Here is a 22,800-nt window from a genome sequence, read left to right on the forward strand (position 1 = left end):
TGAAACACTAAAAAATCCTTGATTTTCAAGGAAAAAAGACTTGACTATATAGGGAGGAATGAAAGATGTCAAATCTCCTAAAAACTGAATTATATAAATTGTTTCATAGTTGGTATTTTTGGGGAATTGGAATATTCAATCTCTTTTTAAGCACTATATTACTATTGGATAGTAAGGGGAAATCTTCCAATTTAATTATGGCGTCCTTATACAATGTTCCATTACTCTATTTTCTAATTATTGTATTTATAGCATTATTTATTGGAAGCGATTTAGGTAGAAGAACTTTAAATACATATATTACTGCCGGACATAAAAGAAGTTGTATATTGTGGGCAAAAGTGATTGTATCTCAAATAGGTTGTATTATCATTCTTATATTTCCATTGCTTATGCATGGAGTTATTAGTCAATTTTGCATGAAAGAAAAATTTATTTGGGGAGATAACGGATATACTATACTTTTAGTAACGCTACTTGCCATGATAACAATGTGTACATTACCGATATTTCTTGCTTTCATTTTTCGGGATATGGGAAGAACACTGGCGATTTCAATGGTTTTATTTTTTGTTATGATTTTTTTCATGAACAGTGAATATGCACAGACTATTATAAAAATATTGCCAATGGGACAACTTCGATTGATTTCATTGCAAAAGTTCTATTCGATAGATTTTTTCTTGCTTGTGGATTTTTTATGGAATGTCATTTTGTACATGGTTGCAGGTAATGTTTTTTTACATATAGATTTGAAATAGCTGGGGGCGATTTTAATGGATAAATTATTAAAAATGGAAAAATATCAGTTATTACATAATTCTCTCTACTGGTGTAGCATGATTGGAATCTTTGTTATGGGATTTTTTACAGCGGATACTTATGTTACAGAAGTCATGGGATCGACAGAAGAAATTGCGTCTTCTCTAGCAGATATTTTTAATGGAATGGTATATGATTCTACATTTCTTCTTATTATCATATCGGGCATACTTGCTTTGATTTTAGGACAGGAATTTTCTAAGAGAACAATAAATTTAGAGATCAGTGCAGGACATTCCAGAAAACGGATTTTTACAAGTAAAATAATATCGTATTTGATTGCTTTTAATGTTATGGCACTTGTATATCCAGTCGGAGGGTGCATAAAAGAATTTGGACGTTTTGGTATTGAAGATGGAGGAATGTTTTTTTACAATATAATAAAAGCAATTCTTTATTCTTGCCTGTTAAACAGTGCGATATTCTTAATTGCTATACTTGTTTGTTGTTATTTACAGGATTCTATAAAAGCAACTTCAGTTACAGCAATTATTATTTTTGGTCTTAGCCTGTATCTTGGATATGGAATGATGTTAAAACTACCAGTTAGTTTCTTGCCTACTTATCAAATCAGAATTGCAGTTAGCATGACACCGCTGTTTCAGCCGATTGCTATTTTGGTAGGAATTATATGGATTGGCATACTAGTATTACTTTCTTGGATAAAATTTTGTAAATGTGATTTTAAATAGATGGAGGAAAAATGTCTAACATAGAATGGATTTTACTTATCATAACTGGATTTTTCTTAATACTGCTATTTCGATATATTCAATTAAAAAAACAAATCCGCAACCTTGCGGATCAAGTGAAAGAATTGAATTGTGGAAATTCGGAACAGATGTTAGACATTTCTCTAATTGATAAAGATTTAGAGAGGTTGGCTGGTATACTTAATCAATATAATATTAGACAGAGACATGCTATTGCGAGCGTATTACGCAATGAAGAATATTTAAAAGAATCAGTTGCCAATATATCACATGATTTACGCACTCCACTCACAGTCATTCTGGGACACTTACAATTATTACAAAAAGAAAATTTAGAATCCAGTCAAGCACAGCGTATAAAAACCATTTTAGGTAAAGCTGAAAAAATGAAAGAATTAGTAGAAACATTCTATGACCTTTCAATTTTAGAGGAACAACAAACTGTTCCCGAAAAGGAAACGTTTAATATATCAAATTTACTGATAAATTTGATTACAGAAAATGCGGTGGCATTAGAAAAAAAGAATATTTTACCAGAAATAAATCTCCCTGATTATTCGATATACGTATATTCTGATAGAAATATGTTAGAACGAATTTTACAAAATTTATTGACAAATGCAATTAAGTATTCGGCTGGAATAATAAAAATAACACTTTTACAGAAAGAAGATAGTGGCATTATATTTACTATTGAAAATCCAATACATGATAATTTTGAAATTGATTGTAATCGATTGTTTGACCGTTTTTATACTGGCGATAAATCACGACATGATGGAAGTACAGGCTTGGGACTTGCGGTAGTTAAGGGACTTGTTGAAATTCTTGGAGGAAGTATTGCTGCAAAAATTCAATCTAATAGACTTAGTATCATTCTTGAATTATGAAGTGGTGAAGGTGCATCAATATAAATATTAATTACAGATGCTGAAAAGAGGTGGTTATTTGGGAGAGTTTTAATTTTGACAGTTAACGATAATGAAGAAGATATGTTAGAACGCATTTTATCATATGTAGATGGCGAAACTAAAATTGTACAGTATGGGGCGACTTATAATGGAAACATTTGCTTTAATGGACTTTGTATAGATGAACCGAAGCGGATTGTGGTTCGTGAAGATAAAGAGATTGAATTAACCTATACAGAATTTGAAATCTTATTGTTATTAGCACAAAATGCTGGAATAGTATTCAGTAAGGAGCAGATATACAATCATGTTTGGAAAGAGCCTTACTTCGGTGATCATAACATTGTCATGAGTCATATCCGCAATTTGCGTGGGAAAATAGAAGATAACCCAAGTAAACCGATTTACATACAAACAGTATGGGGAGTTGGGTATCGCTTTAATAAAAATTTAAGCAGCGGTCTGTGAAAATAATCCAGATCGCTGTTTATTATTTTCAAAATATACTTTATCGTGGGATGATAAGTTCTGATTTGAAACCATCATATTCACTGTGATCGTCCATAATCTGCTTTACAATCAGCAGTCCTAAACCATGTCATTGTTCGGTAGTGTTTGTATCGCAGACCATATAATGTGGTGTGAGATTGAGTTTTTCTATTTGTTCATCAGAAACGCCTATACCGTTATCTTCAACGCAGACGATACAGTTGTTATTATTCATGGAAACTGATGCATAAATCGTACAGCCATCACAGTAGCTTCCGAATATGGAAAAGACAGTTGCTTTTCTGTGTTCTTACAAAATTTTCTGTGTTCTTACAAAACTGTAAGAACTAATGTAAATGTCAAACCACTCGCCTAGTCTGAATTGTGCATTTATGAGGTACTCTAAAAAACACGAAAAAACTAGCTAATTTTTTAGAGGAGGACTGAAACATGGATCAATCAATTCATGATGTAAGACGCAGCAACTGGTTGAATATCGTAAATGAATGTCAGCAAATGCCGGCAAATATGACGGTGAAGCAATGGCTCGCTGACAATGGTATCAAAGAAAAATCTTATTATTACTGGCTCCAAAAGTCCCGCAAAGAAGCGTATGGGCAAATGCGGATGCCGCCAGCCGCCTCATCTTCAGAAATCACGTTTACTGAGATCCCTGTTCCGCTAAACAAACAGGAAGAACTGCTACATCCCTTACAGGAATGCTCATATGCCATAAAGTAACAACAAGAATTTGATAGATAGCAGCCCCACAATTCCGAATTTTGAAGATATTTTACAAGCCTTATGAAAATCCAAGTGATACAATGAGCGTTGGCAAGGAGGAATAGCACATGAGAAAAGAAATAAAGACGGTAGTCTATGATGATGAACTCCGTTTGGAAGCCTACTGTTTTGAAGGTGTTGTGCAGCCGTTTCCCAACCATTTCCACGAATATTATGTGATAGGTTTTGTAGAAGGAGGAGAACGCTGTTTATCGTGCAGAAACCAAGAATACACAATCGGCAAAGGCAATGTCATTCTGTTCAATCCGGGCGATAGCCATGCGTGCATTCAGACAGATGACGGTACATTGGATTACCGGGGATTTAATATCACAAAAGAAGTCATGCTGGATTTGGCAGAAGAAGTCACAGGGAAACGGGAACTGCCGGGATTTTCGCAAAATGTAATTTGTGATGAAGAAATCACTTGCTATTTGCGACCACTCCATGAACTTGTAATGAACGGTTCGCTTGAATTTGGAAAAGAAGAAAGTCTGCTTTTCATGTTGTCGTTGCTTATTCAACGATACGGACAGCCTTTTGAAGAGTGTATTCCCGAATGTCGGGAAGAAATCGAACAAGCCTGCGCTTTTATGGAGGAACACTTTACAGAACGCATTTATTTAGACCAGATATGTTGCCATGCTGGATTAAGCAAATCTACCTTGTTACGGGCTTTCACCAAATCAAAAGGAGTCACTCCTTATTGCTATTTGGAAAATATCCGTATTGGAGCAGCAAAAAAATTGTTAGAGCAAGGAGTGGCTCCTATTGAAGCAGCTTTGCAGACGGGATTTTCCGACCAAAGCCACTTCACCAATTACTTTAATCGTTTTATTGGTTTAGCTCCCGGTGTTTACAGGGAAATATTTCTGAAAGGCGATGGGACGGGAGGTGAACAACATGGCGAATAGTACAGCGAAAGGTCATTTGGCGGCTTTGGTTACTATTCTGATTTGGGGAACAACATTTATCTCCACAAAAGTACTATTAGTAGATTTTCAACCGATAGAAATACTGTTTTTCCGATTTTTGATGGGATTGTTGGCTTTGATGATTGTCTATCCCCACCGATTGAAAGGAACGACAATTAAGCAAGAGAGTGTTTTTGTTGCAGCGGGGTTATGTGGAGTGTGCCTATACTATTTGCTGGAAAATATCGCCCTTACATATACAATAGCTTCAAATGTAGGCGTGATTATTTCAGTTGCCCCCTTTTTTACAGCTATTCTGTCTCACTTATTTTTGAAGCAAGACGAAAAGCTGCGGGCAAATTTCTTCATTGGATTTATTGTTGCAATGCTGGGGATTGGGTTAATCAGCTTTAATGGTGCCTCCTTGCAGCTTAATCCTATCGGTGACTTATTAGCGTTGCTGGCTGCGTTTCTATGGGCGTGCTATTCTATTCTCACAAGGAAGATCAGCAGCTTTGGCTACAATACGATTTTGACAACCCGGCGAGTGTTCTTTTATGGCATCCTGTTTATGATACCGGCGTTGTTTCTGTTTGACTTCGAATTGGATTTGAGCCGGTTCGCAAACATGACCTATCTGCTGAACATTCTGTTTTTGGGATTAGGAGCGTCTGCACTTTGTTTTGTCACATGGAATTTTGCTGTAAAAATATTAGGAGCAGTTAAGACGAGCATTTGCATTTATCTAGTTCCTGTTATAACCGTAGCAGCTTCGGTTCTGATTATTCACGAACCCTTTACATGGATAACAGGGATTGGAACTATTTTGACATTAGCAGGGCTGCTTATTTCCGAAAAAAAGCATATAAGAAAAGAGGTTGAAAGTAATGGATTTACAGAATGAAAAATGCGTTATGGTAATTGATGAACACTTGCCATTGGGGATTATAGCAAATACGGCAGCAATTATGGGAATTACATTAGGAAAGAAAATGCCGGAAGTAGTTGGTGCAGATGTTACCGACAAAACAGGAAATGATCATTTAGGCATTATTGAATTTCCTGTTCCTATTTTGAAAGGTAATGCCGAAAGCATAAAGGCAATCCGTGAAAGACTTTATGAACCAGATTTTTCCGATTTAACAGTAGTTGATTTTTCCGATTTGGCACAAGGCTGTAAGACCTATGATGAATTTATAGAGAAAATGAAAGAAGTATCTGAAATTGATTTGAACTATTTAGGAATCGCAATTTGCGGTTCAAAAAAGAAAGTAAACAAATTAACAGGTAGTATGCCACTACTGCGATAGTTTGGATAGCAAAGCCAGCCGAGCCAGTCAACAGTCAAGAATTATAGATGAAGTCAGAGAATAAAAGTATACATTTCGTTTCATCGTATAGAGAATGAAATCAAAAAAGAATGTAATTATTAAAACAAAACACCGTCAGTAATTACGAGCTGGCGGTGTTTCCTTTATCGGCTGTCTCTGTTAAAGGATTTCTTTCTCTGTCTGAGAGCAGACGGGGCGTATGAAGCACCGAGTACGGCAGGGATTATGTGCAGGGCAGCAAAAAATCATTAAATCTACGGAGATGTAACATTCTGCGGACATTTTCCTGTTATACTATTTGTAAAAAAGCGAAGGAAGTGAGGATATGAAGCAGATTTTAATTGTCGAGGACGACAGTTTTTTAAATAAGATGTTGACCTATAACCTGACCGCAGACGGCTACGATGTGACTTCTGTTCTAAACACCAGAAACGCAGCCGATGCCATCCGCCAGCGGGAATTTGATTTAGTGCTGCTGGACATCAATCTGCCGGACGGTAACGGGTTTGAACTGTGTAAGTTAATCAAGCCTCAGTACCCGGACACCATTGTGATTTTTCTGACCGCCAACGATCAGGAGAGCGACCAGATACGGGGCTATGAGATGGGCGCAGTGGACTACATCACAAAGCCCTTTGTGATCGGGGCATTGCAGCGGAAAATTAAAGCCATGTTCGCCATGCTGGAACACCATAGACCGGCAAAAGATATTTACAACGATGGACGGCTGTTTCTGGACTTTTCGGAGCAGACGGCTTCTTTGAATGGAAATCCCCTGATTTTATCTCCAATGGAGTACAAAATGCTGAACCTGTTCCGTAAAAATCCCCGGCAGGTACTGACTCGTGGACAGCTTTTGGAAAAACTGTGGGATATAGATGAGAAATATGTGGATGAACATACTTTGACAACCGCCATTAGCCGACTTCGCAACAAAATCGAATCCGATTGCGGAGCACCCTATATCAAGACCGTGTATGGTATGGGATATCAATGGACGGGAGGTGAGATAAAATGAAGTATAAGAACCTCTCGGTAAAGAAAATGTTTGGGTGGGTGGCACTGGGGCTTATCCTCTCCATGTCCGGAATCACCATAGCCATGTTCCTTGTGACAAAACAGACGATAGTTCTGCTGACAGGTGGGGCATTGCTGCTGTGTGCATTTGTAGGAATGTTCGTATTGACGCAGGCGTTTGGAAAGCGGCTATCACAGTTTACCGCTGAGCTGTGCCAGACCTTAGACCACATGATTGCTGGGAATGAAGCACCAAAACGCCCAGAGGACAGCGAAACCCAGCTTGCAAGGATTGGACACCGGCTTGCAAGGCTTTATCAGATTATGCAGAAAAACCGCCGTCTTGTGGACGAGGAACGGCAGGAGTTACAGGCTCTTGTATCAGATATTTCCCATCAGGTGAAAACACCGGTAAGCAATCTGAAAATGGCGACGGATACATTGCTGGAGAGACCCATGCCTGAGTCAGAGCGTATGGACTTTATCTGGGGAATTCGCAACCAGACGGATAAGCTGGACTTTCTCTTTCAGGCTTTGGTGAAAACTTCACGGCTGGAAACAGGTGTAATTCAGTTGGACAAGAAACCGGGCCGACTTTTTGACACCGTGGCACAGGCTATGAGTGGAATCGTGTATGCGGCAGAGAAAAAGAAAATTGCCGTGTCAGTGGACTGCCCGGAGAATTTGACGATTTCCCATGACAGCAAGTGGACGTCCGAAGCTCTTTTTAATTTGCTGGACAATGCGGTGAAGTACACTCTGGCAGGTGGGAAAATTACGGTGTCGGTGGTACTGTGGGAAATGTATGTGGAAATCAAAGTAGCCGACACGGGAAAGGGTATTTCCGAAAGCAATCAGGCGGCTATTTTCCGGCGCTTCTATCGTGAAGAAGAAGTACATGAACAGCAGGGCGTGGGCATTGGTTTGTATCTGACCCGGGAGATTGTAACGCAGCAGGGCGGCTATATCAAAGTGGTTTCAGAGCCGGGCAAGGGTTCAGAATTTTCCATTATGCTGCCGATAAAATAGAATGCAGTTTCAATGAAATTTTTTGACAGCTGTAACATTTTGCGGACATTTGGACTTTACAATACCCTTATCAACAGGCAGAAGGCCTTGAAAGGAGTTTTGAATATGAGCGTTTTACAAACCATTGACCTGAAAAAGTATTACGGCACAGAGCCAAACATTACCCGCGCATTGGACGGTGTAAACTTCTCCGTAGAAGACGGCGAGTTTGTGGCCGTTGTGGGAACATCCGGCAGCGGAAAATCCACTCTGCTTCACATGATGGGAGGACTGGACACTCCCACCAGCGGAACCGTGGTTGTCCGTGGCGAGGAACTGGCCAAAAAGAACGACGAGCAGCTTACCATTTTTAGACGCCGCAACATCGGTTTTATCTTCCAGAATTATAACCTTGTTCCCATTCTGAATGTATATGAGAACATTGTCCTGCCGGTGGAGCTGGACGGGGACACGGTGGATCAGAAGTTTTTGGATGAAATTATTCACCTGCTGGGGTTGGAAAATAAATTAAAAAATATGCCAAATAATCTTTCAGGCGGTCAGCAACAGCGTGTGGCGATTGCCCGTGCCCTAATTACCAAACCGGCCATTGTGCTGGCTGACGAGCCGACTGGCAACCTTGACAGCAAGACCAGCGCTGAGGTGCTTGGACTTATCAAGCGTACCAGTGCCAAGTTCCGGCAAACCGTCGTGATGATTACCCACAATAATGACATTGCCCGTCTTGCGGATCGAATTGTCCGCATTGAGGACGGAAAAATCATGGAGTAAGGAGGTGACGGCTATGACTTGGCCTTTTGAAAATGATACAAGCGCCATTGTAAAGAAATTGGCAGATAGGAGTATGAAAGCGGATAAGAGAAGCAAGACTTTTTTGCTTTTGACAATCGCCCTCTCTGTCTGTATGGTTTTTTCGATTATCCTAATATCAACAGGAACACAAGAGGAATTTAAGAACACACAGAGGAATAAAGCACAGATTGGCATTTTGGGAGTTACGGATGAACAGACAGCTTTGCTGCGCCAAAACAAAGATATTTCATGGATCGGAGAATATTCCGCTATTGGCTTTTTTTATGTGGATGATAAAACAATTACGGTTGCTTATGGAGATGAAGATTACTTGTTGCATCAGGAAGAAAAGACTTTACAGGGAAGTGTGCCGCAGAAAGAAAATGAGATTATGCTTCCGCAGAATTATATTGACTTTTTAGGAAAAGCGTATAAACCTGGCGATGTTATTTCCCTTGACGTGACCGGCACAGGGCAGAAAGCGGAATATACGCTTTCTGGTATTCTGGACGACACAAAGGAAAGCAACGGATATTTTATTTATGTCAGTAAAGAGCTTGCCCGAGATTTGGCAAAAGATTCTTTTCAGGTTACAGCATATACAAGGCTGAATACAGATGCCATAAGCTCCACGGCGATTCTTGATTTTGCCAGCAAAGCAATACAAAATACAGGCATCGTCGAGGAACAGGTAATGCTTACAGAATATATTGCTGTTATGTCGGGGGTGATCACATCGGGTATTCCGATTCCAGTGCCATTACTGGCGGCATTGACGGCTATTCTGGCGGCAACGATTGTCTATGGTGTCTTTTACACAAAGATTGTAAAAAATGTTCAGATGTTTGGGCAACTGCGGACACTTGGCATGACAAAAAGGCAGATTAAGCGGATGGCAGGAAAAGAGGGACGGTTATATGCCTTGACGGGTATTCCTCTAGGTCTTGTCATTGGCGCACTGATTGGATTTATTGGTTGTCCTGACGGATTTCAGCTGAAAACAACAGTTATTTATGCTGTACTGATCGCCGCAGTAGCCTTTATGACAGTGAATATTGCCATTTTTAAGCCTGTCCGGGTAGCAATGAACACTTCCCCGGTAGAGGGTGCGAAATATCTCACGTATGCCGGAAAGGCAAAAAACAGTCCGAAATTGCATCGGAAACTTACGCCGTCTCATCTGGCAAAATTAAATATACAAAGAAATAGGCAAAAGGCAGCTTTGACACTGCTAATGCTTGGAGTGAGCGGTGCTCTTTTACTGGTTACTTCTACGGTTGCTGGTTCTATTGATCCGGAAAAACAGGCGAGCTTTAAATATTATCCAGCTGGTAACATTCTTATACAAATAAAAAATACAGTGGGTAGTTCCTTTGATAACGAAGCGGAGCCATACGGAAGTGCAAAATTGCAGCTGGAAGAAAATCCGCTTGAGGATCAGACACTGATGCAGGAATTAGAAAAGATAGACGGGGTAGAAAAAATCACTGCATTCGACAGCGTTTATATGACGGTTACTTTTTCGGGCGGAAGTGGTTCTATCACGAGCATTTCAGATTTCTTTCCAACCTTAAACCGGGAGCAGACGGAAGAAAAGCAGGCAGTGCTATCCTCTGGAACGGCAGATTACGACGATATGGTTGAGAAAAATGGAATATTGGTTGAAGAAGGTATAGCACAGGTTGGCGATACTTTGAAGATTGAGGGCAGATCTTTTGATGGCAGTATCTTTAATGTGGAAGCCGTTGTTGTAGGCACATACAACAGGTCTGATTTGATGGAGAATAGCCCGGTCGTTCCCGGAAGTCCCTACTTCATGATGACTTATGATACAGCAGAGAAACTGACAGGAATAACAGAGCAGACGGGTATTCTGGCAGTCAAAAATTCAGACGGACATTTTGACGAAGTTTTGACTGCAGTTCAGGAGATTGCGGATGAAAATGGAAAAATAGAAGTAAATACGATTGATCAAACGATAAAAAATATTCAGCATCAATATAGAGCCTCTATAAATGCTCTGTATATGGCCTCTGCTATTCTGTTTGTCTTTGGAAGTATCAGTCTTATGAATATGCTTATGGTTGATTTTCAGAACAGGAAACGAGAGTTTGGCCTGCTGAAGGCCGTTGGAGCAACGCAGAAGCAGCTAAAATCAATGTTAGACCGAGAGATTGGTAGTTACCTTGGTGGCTCCCTGTTGGTTTCTCTTGCATTTGGAGGACTTATCAGCATCGCAGCATGTCAACGCTTGGATGCAGTAAACCATTGTATTTCGTTGAAATTGCCGTGGCTGTTCCTCATAGCGCTTGTTGCTGTTATGGGAGGTATTTATCTGATTTTTGTAGCATATGCCAAAGTTGAATTAAAGAAAGCGGAAATTTTGCCTGCCATACGGGAAGAATAGCAGTAAATCAGCGGAGTAATTAATAAATGCTGCTTCGCTGATTTTCAACTTTATCCGATTTCTTTGAATTAAGTGGTGTAGTGTGTTTACAATCATAGAAAGGAAAGCATAAAGGAAGGTGGTGCTTTTGGGAAGTTGCTGATTTTGTCCTTTGAAGATAACGAAGAACATATTATCAACAATATTTTATCATGTTTGAATGAGGAAACAGAAGTCTTACGACAGCAGATTGTCAATAAACGAAAACTGATATTTGATGGACTTCGCATTGATGAATATAAGCGGATTGTGGTTCGGGAAGATAATGAGATTGAGTTGACTTACACAGAGTTTGAAATCTTATTGTTGTTAGCACAAAATGCCGGAATAGTATTCAGTAAGGAGTAGATATACAATCGTGTTTGGAAAGAACCTTATTTTGGCAATCATAACATTGTCATGAGCCATATTCGTAACCTACGTGAGAAAATAGAAGATGATCCAAGTAAACCAATGTACATACAGACAGTGTGGGGAGTTGGGTATCGCTTTAATAAAAATTTAAGCAGTGGTCTGTGAAAATAATCCAGATTACTGTTTATTTTTTGCTTTTTCCGCAGGAGATATTCTCAAGATACATGAAAAATTTAACTTCATAGAAAATCAGAGGAAAAAGGTATTGAGAAGTAGTGGTATAGTTGAGGCTGGTGACTCAGACAGTTATAATAATAAAATATGCTTGAGGTTGAGTGCATAATTTATAAAATTTTTATTTGGACTATCTTTTTGCATATCTCAATCGTTATGCCTTATAGAACGGAATAAATATTTTGAACTTCTAATAATGAGAAAGGAGGATTTTGTGTATAATGATTTTCTACTAATTAGAAAAATGAAGCAAGGTGATGATAATGCTTTTGATTTGTTTGTCCACAAGTATTATCAAGAAATTTTAAGCTACTGTTATCATCATTGTTTTGATCAAACATATGCGGAGGATTTCACGCAGGAAACCTTTATACGTTTTTTTTCAAAATTACCCGACTATCATTATAAAGGGAAAACACTGAATTATTTATATACGATAGCAGGTAACCTATGCAAAGATTATTTGAAGAAAACAAAGGAAATGCTTCTGGAAGAAATTGAGCTTGTGGAAGAAAATCAAACAGAACAAATTTTGAATAGAGTTTTGATCGAACAGGTTTTAGAACAACTTCCAGATGAATCAAGAGAAGTACTTACTCTTTATTATTTTCAAGAACTAAAATTAACAGAAATTTCTGATACATTGCAAATTGGACTTCCACTGGTAAAGTATCGTTTGCAAAAAGCAAGGAAACAGTTGAGGGAACTTCTCGGGAAGGAGGAATTCGATGAATCAAAAAGAAAAGATAAAAAAATATAGGGAAAGCATACAAGTGGAAGCTAGCGAAGAAAAAATACAGGAAACAATTTGTAAATCTAAAAATGCCTTTTTTATGGCAGAGCAAGAACGAATGCTTTCTTATCATGACTTTTTGTGGACACAGCTTCGTGTGATACAAAAAAGGTGGTGGGTTCTTCAATTTATGATTTTAGTGGCATTATGGATTGCTTTAAGTTCTATTCATGATGAAATATATCTAAAAAGAAGTATGGGTGTTGTAGCCACGCTATTTGTAATCCTTATTATTCCGGAACTGTGGAAAAACAGGTCATGTGAATGTATGGAAATAGAAGCTGCTTCCTATTATTCATTAAAACAGGTATATGCTACACGTATGCTGTTATTTGGTATTACAGATATTTTTTTCATAACTGTATTTTTAGAAGTCGCTTCAGCAGGTTTGCATTATGAATTATCAGAATTAGTTGTCCAATTTCTTTTTCCGCTTTGTGTAACGGCCTGTATCTGTTTTGGAATTTTATGCAGTAAACACGCTTTCAGTGAAACAGTTGCGATTGTTCTGTGTGTGATATGGAGTGCAGTATGGCTTTTTATTGTTTTAAATGAAAATGTATATATCATGGTTACTGTTCCCATCTGGTCAGCACTGCTGGGTGTAACAATACTTTTTATTGCTTTTGCGATATATCGTATTTTAAAGAATTGTAATCAATATTTGGAGGTGTCATTTGATGAAATTAGAGCTTGATGGTTTAACAAAAGAATTTGGAGATTTTACAGCAGTCAATCATATAAATCTTACTATGACAAATGGGGTATATGGTCTTTTAGGTGTAAATGGAGCAGGTAAAACAACTCTAATGAGAATGTTGTGTACCCTTTTAAAGCCAACAAGCGGAACGATATGCTGTAATGGAAAAGATATTTTCAGCATGGACAGTGAATATCGCAAGCTGTTGGGGTATTTACCACAGGATTTTGGATTTTATCCTGAATTTACGGTAGAGGATTATTTACTTTATATTGCTGCATTGAAAGGAATCCGTCCTGTTGTCGTAAAAAAACGTGTGAAAGAGTTGATTGCTAAGGTTGGTCTTTCAAAAGTAGCTCATAAAAAAATGAAAAAATTATCTGGTGGTATGAAGCGTAGAGCCGGAATTGCACAGGCTATGTTGAATAATCCTAAGATTTTAATACTTGATGAACCAACAGCAGGACTTGATCCAAATGAAAGAATCCGATTTCGCAATCTGATTAGCGAACTTTCAGAAGACAGACTGGTATTATTATCGACACATATCGTTTCAGATATCGAGTATATTGCGAATGAAATTTGGTTGATGAAAGACGGGGAAATTCTGCATAAAGGAAGTATTGACGAACTGATAAATTCTATGACAGAAACAGTATGGGAATGTCTTGTGCCGAAAAACAGGGTATCTGATTTTATGGAAAAATATAAAATTTCCAATATGAAATCAGAAATAAATCAGGTTATGCTGCGAATTATTTCTCACGAAAAACCGGTTGAGAATGCAATGCGTGTAGAAGCGTCACTGGAAGATGTATTTTTATATTATTTTGGAGAGAAAGCAGGTGATGAAAATGCTGCGTTATGAAATTAAAAAAGTGTTTTCTAAATCAAAAAATAGAATTGCTGTCATAGTGTTATTCGTAATACTTGCGATAACCAGTATATTAACGATTAACAGAGTGGAGTATGTTGATGAAAATGGAAATTCTTCTGTTGGAATTTCGGCTGCAAGAGATTTAAGAGAAGCCAAAAACCAATGGGCAGGTTATTTAACAGCAGATACATTAAGCAAGGTATTGGAAGAGAACAGGACAATTAACAGTTCGAAAGAGGCATTGTCGGATGACATTACAGAACAAAATAAGGCATATGCAAAAAAGCAAGGCGTAGCAGGTATTATGGATGTCATTATTTATGCTTTCAGCGATTACAGAGATTATAATTATTATGTAACGGATCAGATTTCTGATGATGAAGTTGGAACAATCTATGAAAGAAGAATTTCTACTTTAAAAAATTGGCTTGAATCTGGAGAAGAAAGATTTACACAGGCAGAAAAAGATTTTATGATTCAGAAATATAAAGAACTGAAAACTCCATTTTACTATGAATATATGGACGGTTGGGCTGCATTACTACAAAATATATCAACCTTTATTCTGATGCTGGCATTAGTGATCGGTTTTCTTGTATCCGGGATATTTTCAGATGAATTTCAGACAAAAGCAGATTCCATTTTTTTCTCTGCACGATTTGGAAGAAGCAAGGGGATTTCCGCAAAGGTAGGAGCAGGTTTTTGTATTGCTACGGGATTTTATCTGATGTTTGTATTTCTATATACGTTTATTGTACTTTTTATATTAGGTGCAGACGGTGCAAACTGTCCAATCCAGTTGGATTTGTGGAGAAGTGTTTATAATATTACTTTTTTACAGGCATATCTGTTTATTGTTCTGGGTGGATATATAGGAACGATATTTGCAGCTACACTCGGAATGTTGGCATCAGCGTTTACACACTCTACGCCAACTGCCGTTATTGTACCATTCATTGTGCTATGTGCATTTCCATTTTTAAGCAGAATTATTACATTGCCTGGATTATGCTCTTTCTTTCCAGACCAGTTATTAGAAATTTATTTGGATATCAAAGAAGCTGGACTTATAACATTGGGAAGTAAAGTAACCACAATAGCAACTGTTATTGTTCCTGTATATGCAGTGGTATGCTTGATTTTTCAGCCGATACTGTACAGGGTATACCAAAAGGTGGAGATAAAATAATTGAAACGATATGCAAGACGAAAAAAATTTAAAGTAAAAAAACTTTTTATCCTGTTATTTACAGTAATGTTATGTGTGATGGCAGGAAAGGTTCTTCATTCATCTTTAACAACGCCTTTTCTTGGAAATATAACACACCATATGGCCAGTGAAGATCATGGCTGGAATCTGATTCTTGTAAATCGTGAGAATTATATTCCTGCTGATTATGAAGTACAGCTTACAGAATTATCAAATGGAAAAAAGGTTGATTCCAGAATTTACCCGGAGTTGCAGGAAATGTTTAATGCTGCAAGGGCGCAGGGATATGGTTTGTTTGTTAGAGAGGGATATAGGACACAGGAAGAACAGCAGCAACTAATGAACGAAAAAATAGAAGCACATGAAAATGAGGGAAAATCGAAGTCCGAAGCGAAAAAACTTGCAGAGCAATGGGTGGCAATTCCTGGAACAAGTGAACATCAGCTTGGTATTGCAGTCGATATAAACGCAGATACTACAAAAAGTTCAAGAGATGATGTTTATAACTGGCTTGAGGAAAATGCTCATACATATGGTTTTATAAAGCGTTATCCTTCAAATAAGACGGATATAACAGGTGTTATAAATGAACCTTGGCATTACAGATACGTCGGGAAAGAAGCTGCGTCGGCAATATACTCTCAAGGAATTTGTTTGGAAGAATATATAGAAACGCTGGAATAGAATTTCTTATATGGAATGGGTATATTGACCTATTTCCAAAAATAAAATCCAAACTAAAAAACGAAAAGATGGACGGGGGAATATACATAGAAGAATATTATAAGTAATTGACGAAGGAGGGCAGATTATAGCTAAGTTATTATTACTTTCTCTTGAGGAAAATGAGGACGAACTATTAAATGCAGTTATTTCAGTTTTAGATGGTTTTGAAAATAAAACGCAGATGATAAAAGAAAATTTTTGCACAAAATTAGTTTTTGAAGGAATGGAAATAGATGTTTCAAGACGAATACTATATCGAGGAAAAAAAGAAGTTAAAGTTACGAGTGTAGAGTTTCAAATTCTGCATTTATTAGCAAGAAATCCGGGCAGAGTATTTAGTAAGGAACAGATATATGACATTGTGTGGAAAGAGCCTTATTCCGGCGATCACAATATTGTTATGAGCCACATTAGAAATATTAGAAAAAAGATTGAAGATGATCCAAGTAAACCAATGTACATACAGACAGTGTGGGGAGTTGGGTATCGCTTTAATAAAAATTTAAGCAGTGATCTGTGAAAATATTCCAGATCACTGCTTATTTTTCCTTTTTAACACCCAAGAGATATTCACAAGATACATGAAAAAATTTAACTAATGATACAGACGGCGTGAAAAGTCAAGATATTCTAGCGGAAAATTGAAGAAAATCAGAAGAATGCAGGAAGACTTTCCTATGGAAATTTAATCGTACAGATGTTAGGAAAGTGTGGGAAATTTCGTCTGTGTCATGACATAGGAAGTGTTTGCTAAGTATCCTTTCATGCACTCCCGAAGGATGTGCCAATGTAGAAGGCATATGATTGTATTATTCGAAAGAACGAATTATAATAATATTCGGAGGAATTGATATGGATTATATGATATTAAAAGAAGCTAGTGCAAAATGGGGAGTAACACCTCGTTGGATAAATTATTTTGCTCTGGTGGACGTATTCCAGGACCTGTAAAGATGGGAATGGTTTGGCTGATACCAAAATCAGCATAAAAACCTGTGGATGGTCGGACAAAACAAGGGAGAGAATTGTACCATGAATAGAATTTTGATTATAGATGATGACAGAGAACTGTGTGCCTTAATTAAGCGCAGCGTACAAACGGAAAATATAGCAGCCGATTTTTGTAATACCGGAAAAGAGGGCTTGCAGAAATTAAAAGAGCAGGAATATCAGCTTGTAATACTGGATGTGATGATGCCCGGTATGGATGGGTTTGAAACACTGGAAGAAATCCGTAAAGAGCATAGTTTGCCAATTTTAATGTTCACATCCAAAAATGACAGCATTTCTAAGGTGCGGGGGTTACGGGCCGGAGCGGACGATTATCTGACAAAGCCGTTTGATATGGATGAGCTGATTGCCCGTATTGTGTCCCTCATTCGCCGTTACACTCGCTTTAATCAGCAAGCCGGAACGGTGCAAAAGCTGAATTTTGATGGATTACAAATTGACCTTGAAAATCGTTCCGTTACTACGGGAAACGGCACTTTTGAACTTCCACCAAAGGAATTTGATTTGCTGCTCTATTGTGTAAAAAATCAAGGAAGGATTTTAACAAAGCAGCAGATTTATGAAGAAGTATGGGGTGAAGAATATTTCTATGATGACAGTAACATTATGGCGATTATCAGTCGGCTTCGTAAAAAATTAGAAGTCAACCCCTCCAATCCAAAGTACATCCAAACTGTCAAAGGGATCGGTTATCGCTTTAACAAGGAGGTGTAGTCAGCATGGAAATCATCGTATTCTTGTCCATTGTGATTGCTGTTGTGGCTGTATTGACTTCCATCGTTCTCGTTCGGCGTATAAAAAAACAAATAGCAGAAATGACCGATGCATTGGTTGATGTGAAAAATGGAAATGGCAATCGGCGTATTTTGTCTGCAACAAATGAACTAACAGCCCCTCTTGCCTATGAAATCAATGAGATCGTTGTGGCTTATGAAAGCAGGCTTTCTGCTGTGCGACAGACGGAAGAAACCAACCGCCAGCTTATGACGAGCCTTTCTCACGATGTTCGGACGCCTCTTACCACTCTGATCGGGTATCTTGATGCTGCACACAAAGGTATTGTCACGGGAAAAGACCGGGATGATTATATTGAAACTGCTCGCCGGAAAGCCCACGATCTGAAAGAATATATTGATGTGCTTTTTGACTGGTTCAAGTTAAATTCCAACGAGTTTGCTTTGGAAATCCAGAGCATTGAGGCCGCAGAGTTTACAAGGAATATCCTGATTGACTGGATACCGATTTTTGAGGATAAACAGGTTGATTATGACATTGATATTTCCGAACAGCCTGTCCGGGTAAGATTGGATATAGACAGCTATATGAGAATCATCAATAATCTCATTCAAAATGTCATCGCTCATAGCCATGCGGACAAAATTAAAATCTCCCTATCGAAGAAGGAAAACAGCATGGAGTTGCTGCTGGCAGATAATGGAGTTGGAATTGAGAAAGAAGATTTGAAACACATTTTTGAACGGCTTTATAAGTGCGATAAAGGTCGGTCTGAGAAAGGTAGCGGTCTTGGTCTTTCCATTGTCCATCAACTTGTAGAAAAAATGGGCGGAAGCATAGCTGTTGAAAGTATACCGGGAAAAGGAACTGAATTTTCTTTGCGTTTTCCCTTGGAGATTTAAGCGGGTTCCCGTCCTTGTGACGGGAACTTTTGTTTATTTTGTCGGATTTCAAATTGCAAGGTTAATGCAAGGTTGTGGCAAGGTTAATGCAAGGTTGGCGTGATAGAATACCTTACAGAACAGGAGGTTTTGAATATGGATTCAAATTATATTATTGAAACAAAAAATCTGACAAAGCAATACGGCTCACAAAAGAGTGTGGCGGACTTAAATATCCATGTCAAGCGTGGGAGAATTTATGGTCTGTTGGGTAGAAACGGAGCCGGAAAAACCACAACCATGAAAATGCTGTTGGGGCTAACGAAGCCGACTTCCGGTGAGGTCAAAATCTGGGGAAAGTCTTTGCAGGGAAATGAAAAGAAATTGCTGCCCCGCATTGGAAGTTTGATTGAGTCCCCTGGTTTTTATCCCAATCTGACCGGTACGGAGAATCTGCGTATCTTTGCTACCCTGCGTGGAGTACCAAACAACCATGCCATCAAAGACGCTCTGGATTTAGTCGGACTTCCTTACAAGGATAAAAAGCTGTTTTCGCAATACTCTCTTGGTATGAAGCAGCGGTTGGCGATTGCCCTTGCAGTCATGCACGATCCGGAACTTTTAATTTTGGACGAGCCTATCAACGGGCTTGACCCTATCGGTATTGCAGAAGTACGCTCTTTTATCCGTGAGCTTTGTGACGCAAGAGGAAAAACCATTTTAATCTCCAGTCACATTCTTTCGGAGATTTCCTTGCTGGCTGACGATATTGGAATTATTGACCACGGTGCACTGCTGGAAGAAGAAAGCCTTGCTGAGTTGGAGCAAAAAAGCAGTAAACATATCCGGTTTACGATCTCTGATACTGCACAGGCGGCAAGAATTTTGGAACGCAATTTCCATGAAACCCATTTTTCCATACAAGACGACCACAATCTGCGTCTACACAATATGGAGCTGCCTGTGGGGAAAATTGTAACTGCTTTTGTAGAAAACGGATTGGAGGTATCAGAAGCACATACCTGTGAAGAAAGTCTTGAAGATTACTTCAAGCGTGTGACAGGGGGCGAAGGAATTGCTTAAACTAATCAAATGCGAATTTTTGAAATTGAAACGGAAGAAATTTATTCCGCTGATTATTCTGGCTGCGTTCCTGTTTCCAATCCCGCTGACTTATCTGATGATAACGCCCTCTATGATGGAGCGATATACGGATCGGGCAGATGCTTTCGATGGACTATTTAACATGGTGTTGGGATATGGTATCCAGTTTTTACTGCCCTGCATTATCGGAGTGATTGCCGCCATCCTGTTTTTTATGGAACGCGACAACGATACATTCAAAAATTTGCGTACAATTCCAGTAACCAGCACGCAAATGGTACTTGCAAAGATCATTGTCCTTTTTATCTTTGGAATTGTTTTTTGCGTGGCTTCTACTATTGCAACAATTCTTTGCGGAATTGGAACATTAGAAGTTTATGGAATTGGTTATAAGCTGTTTTTGGCGGTTGAAACGGGGATCTTCATTACAGCAGGAACACTCCCGTTGATTGTCCTTGTTGTCTTTTTCAGTAAGACCTATGTTTTTTCCATTTTGCTGTGTGTCTTTTACAGCGTTCTGAACATGAGTGCTACGGCATTGTTTGACACACTGCCTAAAACCATGTTATGGCTTCTGCCCACGCCACTGACTACATTTTGGAGTGCGGGAGATATGGCGGCTCATGGAATAAAAATGGACTTGGAGCAAATGACAGGGCTAATTCCTTCAACATTTCAAGTTGTATTCATTCTTGGAATCATGGCATTCGTTTCGTTCTTACTGATTGACAGATTATATAAGCAGAGGGGGGAATAAACATGGTTCGCATTGTAAAAACAGAATTTTATAAATTGAAAAGGTATCATATCCTTTGGGCGGGCGTTGCACTCATGCTCCTATCCGTCCTGCTGACCTTGTTTACCTCTATGGCGAATGATGGTTCCGTTTGGGATTTCGCCTATCTTACAGAACAGGTCATCAAAAACAATATGTCCATGATTTTTCCGATGTGTATCAGCCTAATTGCTGGATATATGATTTCTCGTGAGCAGACGGATGACACACTGAAAAATATTCTGACTGTGCCGATTTCTTTTAAGAAGCTGCTGACCGGAAAATTGATTGTGTGCGGCGTATTGTCTATTACTTTCGGGCTGATATGCAGCTTGTTTACAATCATAGCGGAAATGATTGTGGGATTTCCAGGCTTTGAGATTTCCTTAGCTCTAAAAGCAGCCTTGCAGATTACTGCGGTTAATTTCTTTTTATATCTTGCGGTTCTGCCGATTATCGCTCTTACTTGTCGGAGGACAGGTAGCTTTTTAGTCGGTGTAATCATTGCTTTTGTCTATGGATATGGAGGGATGTTTGCCGCAGGAAATATGACATTAGCAAACCTTTATCCGATTACCGCAAGTCTTGGAATGGTAGGCTACCGCAGCTATGATACTGCAGTCAACTGGAATATCGGAAGCTGTTCTTGCAGTCTTGTGCTTGCTGTCGTTATTTCTGCCATCTTGATTTTGTGCATGAAAGAGCGAGAAGCAACCCAAACAAAGAAAAAGGCCAAAAAGGTAGCACCAAAGAAAGGCTGGTGATGATTTTATTAAGAAAATAGTTTTAGCATTGGCATTTGTCCTTTTGGGAAGTTTTATGATTTCTGGCTGTTCAAAAGATGAAATTCTCAATCATTATAATAATATCGTTCAGTCGGCTGGAGTCATAGAGCTTACAGGAAAGTTATCTTTGGAAGGAACAAAAGAAAAAGGGATTGATGATTATACGGGAACTTATACGGCTGATTATGAGAATTTTTCAGATTCAGAGTATTTGTTTGGAGGAACTTCTATAAAGCGAGAAGCTGGTAAGGATTTGTCTATTGATTGCACTTTGGAGGTTGCGGAGGGAACTGCAAAAGTATTTTGGATTTCTGGAGCTGATGAAGTAGTCACTTTGCTTGAAACAACCGGAACTTATAGTGACACAATTACGCTTCCTGATGGTGGAAATTATGTCGGCATTGAGTGTGAGGAATTTACTGGAAACATTGAATTGAATATTGAATAATCTTTAGCTGTGTGATGGTAAAAGAAAAATGTCACAGTACGGCAGATTTGTTTTAGTTAAAAGTTTATGCATAAAAAATAAAGTAGGTGATTACATGGGAAAATGTTAATACTGACATTTGAAGATAGTGAGGAAGAAATCCTGAATCATATAATATCCTGTGTCAATACGGGAGCAAGAGCATTTCAAGTAATTGAAAATGCAAAAACAAATTTGAGTTTTAATGGATTAGAAATAGATAATATAAATCGTTTGGCAAGAAAGCAGAAACAGGAAATAGATTTGACATTTACAGAATTTGAAATCCTCTATCTGTTAGCCAACAATCTAGGTAGAGTGTTTAGCAAGGAGCAGATTTATGATATTGTCTGGAAGGAATCCTATTCCGGCGATTATAACATCGTCATGAGCCATATCCGTAATCTACGTGAGAAAATAGAAGATAACCCAAGTAAACCGATTTACATACAAACAGTATGGGGAGTTGGGTATCGCTTTAACAAAAATTTAAGCAGTGGTCTGTGAAAATATTCCAGATCACTGCTTATTTTTCCTTTTTAACACCCAAGAGATATTCACAAGATACATGAAAAAATTCTGCAAGAGCAACGACTTCATAATCCGGTACAAAACGTGTTCCTTGTTCGATACGAAGTACGGTAAGGTCACTGAATTCATATCCGGCCAGTTGTAGTTGTTCGGCTAATGCTTTTTGCGACATATGTTTTTCGATTCGTAGGGCTTTTACACGTTGTCCGATAAGGTTCTTGGAATTACTTTCCTGATTCCAGTAAATCTTCATTCAAACACCAACTTTCTAAAGATGAAGTGTTACATGATTGATTTTACGGAATATTATTGATAATATACTTCTAAAGATGAAGTATAAGAGAATAAAGTTGTTGAAAATAATGCAAGGA

General features: G+C 38.4%; 28 protein-coding genes and 1 pseudogene. 28 read left to right on the top strand and 1 reads right to left on the bottom strand.

Features of this window, described 5'->3' with window-relative positions; genetic code table 11:
- The first annotated feature begins 65 nt into the window (after positions 1-65).
- The 28 genes and pseudogenes from DXC01_RS15360 to DXC01_RS15495 all read left to right on the top strand — a co-directional run bounded on the left by DXC01_RS15360 (position 66) and on the right by DXC01_RS15495 (position 22,405).
- A complete protein-coding gene (locus DXC01_RS15360; RefSeq protein ID WP_118699238.1) occupies positions 66-761 on the top strand; it encodes an ABC transporter permease subunit in 696 nt (231 codons plus the stop codon).
- 15 nt (positions 762-776) lie between these two features.
- Positions 777-1,514: an ABC transporter permease gene (locus DXC01_RS15365; protein ID WP_118699239.1), complete on the top strand. Its 738-nt coding sequence runs from the start codon at positions 777-779 to the stop codon at positions 1,512-1,514.
- A gap of 11 nt (positions 1,515-1,525) precedes the next feature.
- Positions 1,526-2,425 (top strand): sensor histidine kinase, encoded by a 900-nt coding sequence (locus DXC01_RS15370; protein ID WP_118699240.1) that lies wholly within the window; start codon positions 1,526-1,528, stop codon positions 2,423-2,425.
- Between the two features lie 75 nt (positions 2,426-2,500).
- On the top strand, positions 2,501-2,914 hold the full coding sequence (locus DXC01_RS15375; RefSeq protein WP_330427685.1) for a winged helix-turn-helix domain-containing protein: 414 nt from the start codon (positions 2,501-2,503) through the stop codon (positions 2,912-2,914).
- Between the two features lie 471 nt (positions 2,915-3,385).
- Positions 3,386-3,676, top strand: coding sequence for a hypothetical protein (locus tag DXC01_RS15385; RefSeq protein WP_118699241.1), 291 nt, complete (start codon positions 3,386-3,388; stop codon positions 3,674-3,676).
- 110 nt (positions 3,677-3,786) lie between these two features.
- On the top strand, positions 3,787-4,632 hold the full coding sequence (locus DXC01_RS15390; protein WP_118699242.1) for a helix-turn-helix domain-containing protein: 846 nt from the start codon (positions 3,787-3,789) through the stop codon (positions 4,630-4,632).
- A complete protein-coding gene (locus tag DXC01_RS15395) occupies positions 4,622-5,536 on the top strand; it encodes a DMT family transporter (RefSeq protein WP_118699243.1) in 915 nt (304 codons plus the stop codon). The genes DXC01_RS15390 and DXC01_RS15395 overlap by 11 nt, the downstream gene beginning before the upstream one ends.
- Positions 5,520-5,942, top strand: coding sequence for a DUF2000 domain-containing protein (locus DXC01_RS15400; RefSeq protein WP_118699244.1), 423 nt, complete (start codon positions 5,520-5,522; stop codon positions 5,940-5,942). The genes DXC01_RS15395 and DXC01_RS15400 overlap by 17 nt, the downstream gene beginning before the upstream one ends.
- 346 nt (positions 5,943-6,288) lie before the next feature.
- Positions 6,289-6,981 (top strand): response regulator transcription factor, encoded by a 693-nt coding sequence (locus DXC01_RS15405; RefSeq protein WP_118699245.1) that lies wholly within the window; start codon positions 6,289-6,291, stop codon positions 6,979-6,981.
- Positions 6,978-8,009, top strand: coding sequence for a sensor histidine kinase (locus tag DXC01_RS15410; protein ID WP_118699246.1), 1,032 nt, complete (start codon positions 6,978-6,980; stop codon positions 8,007-8,009). Before DXC01_RS15405 ends, DXC01_RS15410 begins: the two co-directional genes overlap by 4 nt.
- A 105-nt stretch (positions 8,010-8,114) precedes the next feature.
- The gene (locus DXC01_RS15415) at positions 8,115-8,780 is read left to right on the top strand and encodes an ABC transporter ATP-binding protein (RefSeq protein WP_118699247.1); all 666 of its coding nucleotides are present in this window, start codon (positions 8,115-8,117) and stop codon (positions 8,778-8,780) included.
- Complete coding sequence (locus tag DXC01_RS15420; RefSeq protein WP_330427686.1) at positions 8,755-11,208, top strand: ABC transporter permease; 2,454 nt, start codon at positions 8,755-8,757, stop codon at positions 11,206-11,208. The genes DXC01_RS15415 and DXC01_RS15420 overlap by 26 nt, the downstream gene beginning before the upstream one ends.
- 144 nt (positions 11,209-11,352) lie before the next feature.
- On the top strand, positions 11,353-11,595 hold the full coding sequence (locus DXC01_RS21080; RefSeq protein WP_330422669.1) for a hypothetical protein: 243 nt from the start codon (positions 11,353-11,355) through the stop codon (positions 11,593-11,595).
- Positions 11,596-11,766 (top strand): winged helix-turn-helix domain-containing protein, encoded by a 171-nt coding sequence (locus DXC01_RS21085; RefSeq protein WP_330422673.1) that lies wholly within the window; start codon positions 11,596-11,598, stop codon positions 11,764-11,766.
- A 283-nt stretch (positions 11,767-12,049) separates the two neighbouring features.
- Positions 12,050-12,595, top strand: coding sequence for an RNA polymerase sigma factor (locus DXC01_RS15430; RefSeq protein ID WP_002594776.1), 546 nt, complete (start codon positions 12,050-12,052; stop codon positions 12,593-12,595).
- Positions 12,564-13,325, top strand: a complete 762-nt coding sequence (locus tag DXC01_RS15435) for a hypothetical protein (RefSeq protein WP_118699249.1) — start codon at positions 12,564-12,566, stop codon at positions 13,323-13,325. The genes DXC01_RS15430 and DXC01_RS15435 overlap by 32 nt, the downstream gene beginning before the upstream one ends.
- Positions 13,309-14,196: an ABC transporter ATP-binding protein gene (locus DXC01_RS15440; protein ID WP_002594774.1), complete on the top strand. Its 888-nt coding sequence runs from the start codon at positions 13,309-13,311 to the stop codon at positions 14,194-14,196. Before DXC01_RS15435 ends, DXC01_RS15440 begins: the two co-directional genes overlap by 17 nt.
- Entirely contained in the window at positions 14,183-15,394 is a 1,212-nt protein-coding gene (locus tag DXC01_RS15445; protein WP_118699250.1) for an ABC transporter permease, read from the top strand. Before DXC01_RS15440 ends, DXC01_RS15445 begins: the two co-directional genes overlap by 14 nt.
- Positions 15,395-16,099 carry a M15 family metallopeptidase gene (locus DXC01_RS15450; RefSeq protein ID WP_118699251.1) on the top strand — a complete coding sequence of 235 codons (705 nt, stop codon included), beginning with the start codon at positions 15,395-15,397 and terminating at the stop codon, positions 16,097-16,099.
- Positions 16,100-16,322: 223 nt separating this feature from the next.
- Positions 16,323-16,661, top strand: coding sequence for a winged helix-turn-helix domain-containing protein (locus tag DXC01_RS15455; protein ID WP_080633535.1), 339 nt, complete (start codon positions 16,323-16,325; stop codon positions 16,659-16,661).
- 332 nt (positions 16,662-16,993) lie between these two features.
- Positions 16,994-17,130, top strand: a pseudogene (locus DXC01_RS15460) (DNA-binding protein).
- Between the two features lie 43 nt (positions 17,131-17,173).
- The gene (locus DXC01_RS15465; RefSeq protein ID WP_002594771.1) at positions 17,174-17,866 is read left to right on the top strand and encodes a response regulator transcription factor; all 693 of its coding nucleotides are present in this window, start codon (positions 17,174-17,176) and stop codon (positions 17,864-17,866) included.
- A gap of 5 nt (positions 17,867-17,871) precedes the next feature.
- The gene (locus DXC01_RS15470) at positions 17,872-18,789 is read left to right on the top strand and encodes a sensor histidine kinase (protein ID WP_002594770.1); all 918 of its coding nucleotides are present in this window, start codon (positions 17,872-17,874) and stop codon (positions 18,787-18,789) included.
- A 135-nt stretch (positions 18,790-18,924) separates the two neighbouring features.
- A complete protein-coding gene (locus tag DXC01_RS15475; protein WP_015524607.1) occupies positions 18,925-19,851 on the top strand; it encodes an ABC transporter ATP-binding protein in 927 nt (308 codons plus the stop codon).
- Positions 19,844-20,629 carry an ABC transporter permease gene (locus DXC01_RS15480; RefSeq protein WP_117844631.1) on the top strand — a complete coding sequence of 262 codons (786 nt, stop codon included), beginning with the start codon at positions 19,844-19,846 and terminating at the stop codon, positions 20,627-20,629. Before DXC01_RS15475 ends, DXC01_RS15480 begins: the two co-directional genes overlap by 8 nt.
- 2 nt (positions 20,630-20,631) lie before the next feature.
- Complete coding sequence (locus tag DXC01_RS15485) at positions 20,632-21,411, top strand: ABC transporter permease (RefSeq protein ID WP_117844629.1); 780 nt, start codon at positions 20,632-20,634, stop codon at positions 21,409-21,411.
- A 7-nt stretch (positions 21,412-21,418) separates the two neighbouring features.
- The gene (locus DXC01_RS15490) at positions 21,419-21,880 is read left to right on the top strand and encodes a hypothetical protein (RefSeq protein WP_110102444.1); all 462 of its coding nucleotides are present in this window, start codon (positions 21,419-21,421) and stop codon (positions 21,878-21,880) included.
- Positions 21,881-21,982: 102 nt separating this feature from the next.
- Positions 21,983-22,405 carry a winged helix-turn-helix domain-containing protein gene (locus DXC01_RS15495; RefSeq protein WP_118699252.1) on the top strand — a complete coding sequence of 141 codons (423 nt, stop codon included), beginning with the start codon at positions 21,983-21,985 and terminating at the stop codon, positions 22,403-22,405.
- A 19-nt stretch (positions 22,406-22,424) separates the two neighbouring features.
- On the opposite strand, the gene DXC01_RS15500 is transcribed toward DXC01_RS15495, so the two are convergent.
- Positions 22,425-22,682, bottom strand: a complete 258-nt coding sequence (locus DXC01_RS15500; RefSeq protein WP_038292687.1) for a helix-turn-helix domain-containing protein — start codon at positions 22,680-22,682, stop codon at positions 22,425-22,427.
- Positions 22,683-22,800 lie beyond the last annotated feature (118 nt).

Origin of the sequence: Blautia sp. OM07-19 (genome assembly GCF_003481595.1) — a bacterium.
Lineage (GTDB): Bacteria > Bacillota > Clostridia > Lachnospirales > Lachnospiraceae > Blautia_A > Blautia_A intestinihominis.

Coding starts and splice junctions, on each gene's coding strand:
- DXC01_RS15385 (WP_118699241.1), top strand. CDS start 3,386: ATGGATCAATCAATTCATGATGTAAGACGCAGCAACTGGTTGAATATC.
- DXC01_RS15465 (WP_002594771.1), top strand. CDS start 17,174: ATGAATAGAATTTTGATTATAGATGATGACAGAGAACTGTGTGCCTTA.
- DXC01_RS15360 (WP_118699238.1), top strand. CDS start 66: ATGTCAAATCTCCTAAAAACTGAATTATATAAATTGTTTCATAGTTGG.
- DXC01_RS15440 (WP_002594774.1), top strand. CDS start 13,309: ATGAAATTAGAGCTTGATGGTTTAACAAAAGAATTTGGAGATTTTACA.
- DXC01_RS15455 (WP_080633535.1), top strand. CDS start 16,323: ATGATAAAAGAAAATTTTTGCACAAAATTAGTTTTTGAAGGAATGGAA.
- DXC01_RS15390 (WP_118699242.1), top strand. CDS start 3,787: ATGAGAAAAGAAATAAAGACGGTAGTCTATGATGATGAACTCCGTTTG.
- DXC01_RS15395 (WP_118699243.1), top strand. CDS start 4,622: ATGGCGAATAGTACAGCGAAAGGTCATTTGGCGGCTTTGGTTACTATT.
- DXC01_RS15405 (WP_118699245.1), top strand. CDS start 6,289: ATGAAGCAGATTTTAATTGTCGAGGACGACAGTTTTTTAAATAAGATG.
- DXC01_RS15370 (WP_118699240.1), top strand. CDS start 1,526: ATGTCTAACATAGAATGGATTTTACTTATCATAACTGGATTTTTCTTA.
- DXC01_RS15445 (WP_118699250.1), top strand. CDS start 14,183: ATGCTGCGTTATGAAATTAAAAAAGTGTTTTCTAAATCAAAAAATAGA.
- DXC01_RS15485 (WP_117844629.1), top strand. CDS start 20,632: ATGGTTCGCATTGTAAAAACAGAATTTTATAAATTGAAAAGGTATCAT.
- DXC01_RS15475 (WP_015524607.1), top strand. CDS start 18,925: ATGGATTCAAATTATATTATTGAAACAAAAAATCTGACAAAGCAATAC.
- DXC01_RS15410 (WP_118699246.1), top strand. CDS start 6,978: ATGAAGTATAAGAACCTCTCGGTAAAGAAAATGTTTGGGTGGGTGGCA.
- DXC01_RS15365 (WP_118699239.1), top strand. CDS start 777: ATGGATAAATTATTAAAAATGGAAAAATATCAGTTATTACATAATTCT.
- DXC01_RS15500 (WP_038292687.1), bottom strand. CDS start 22,682: ATGAAGATTTACTGGAATCAGGAAAGTAATTCCAAGAACCTTATCGGA.
- DXC01_RS15435 (WP_118699249.1), top strand. CDS start 12,564: ATGAATCAAAAAGAAAAGATAAAAAAATATAGGGAAAGCATACAAGTG.
- DXC01_RS15400 (WP_118699244.1), top strand. CDS start 5,520: ATGGATTTACAGAATGAAAAATGCGTTATGGTAATTGATGAACACTTG.
- DXC01_RS15415 (WP_118699247.1), top strand. CDS start 8,115: ATGAGCGTTTTACAAACCATTGACCTGAAAAAGTATTACGGCACAGAG.
- DXC01_RS15495 (WP_118699252.1), top strand. CDS start 21,983: ATGTTAATACTGACATTTGAAGATAGTGAGGAAGAAATCCTGAATCAT.
- DXC01_RS15470 (WP_002594770.1), top strand. CDS start 17,872: ATGGAAATCATCGTATTCTTGTCCATTGTGATTGCTGTTGTGGCTGTA.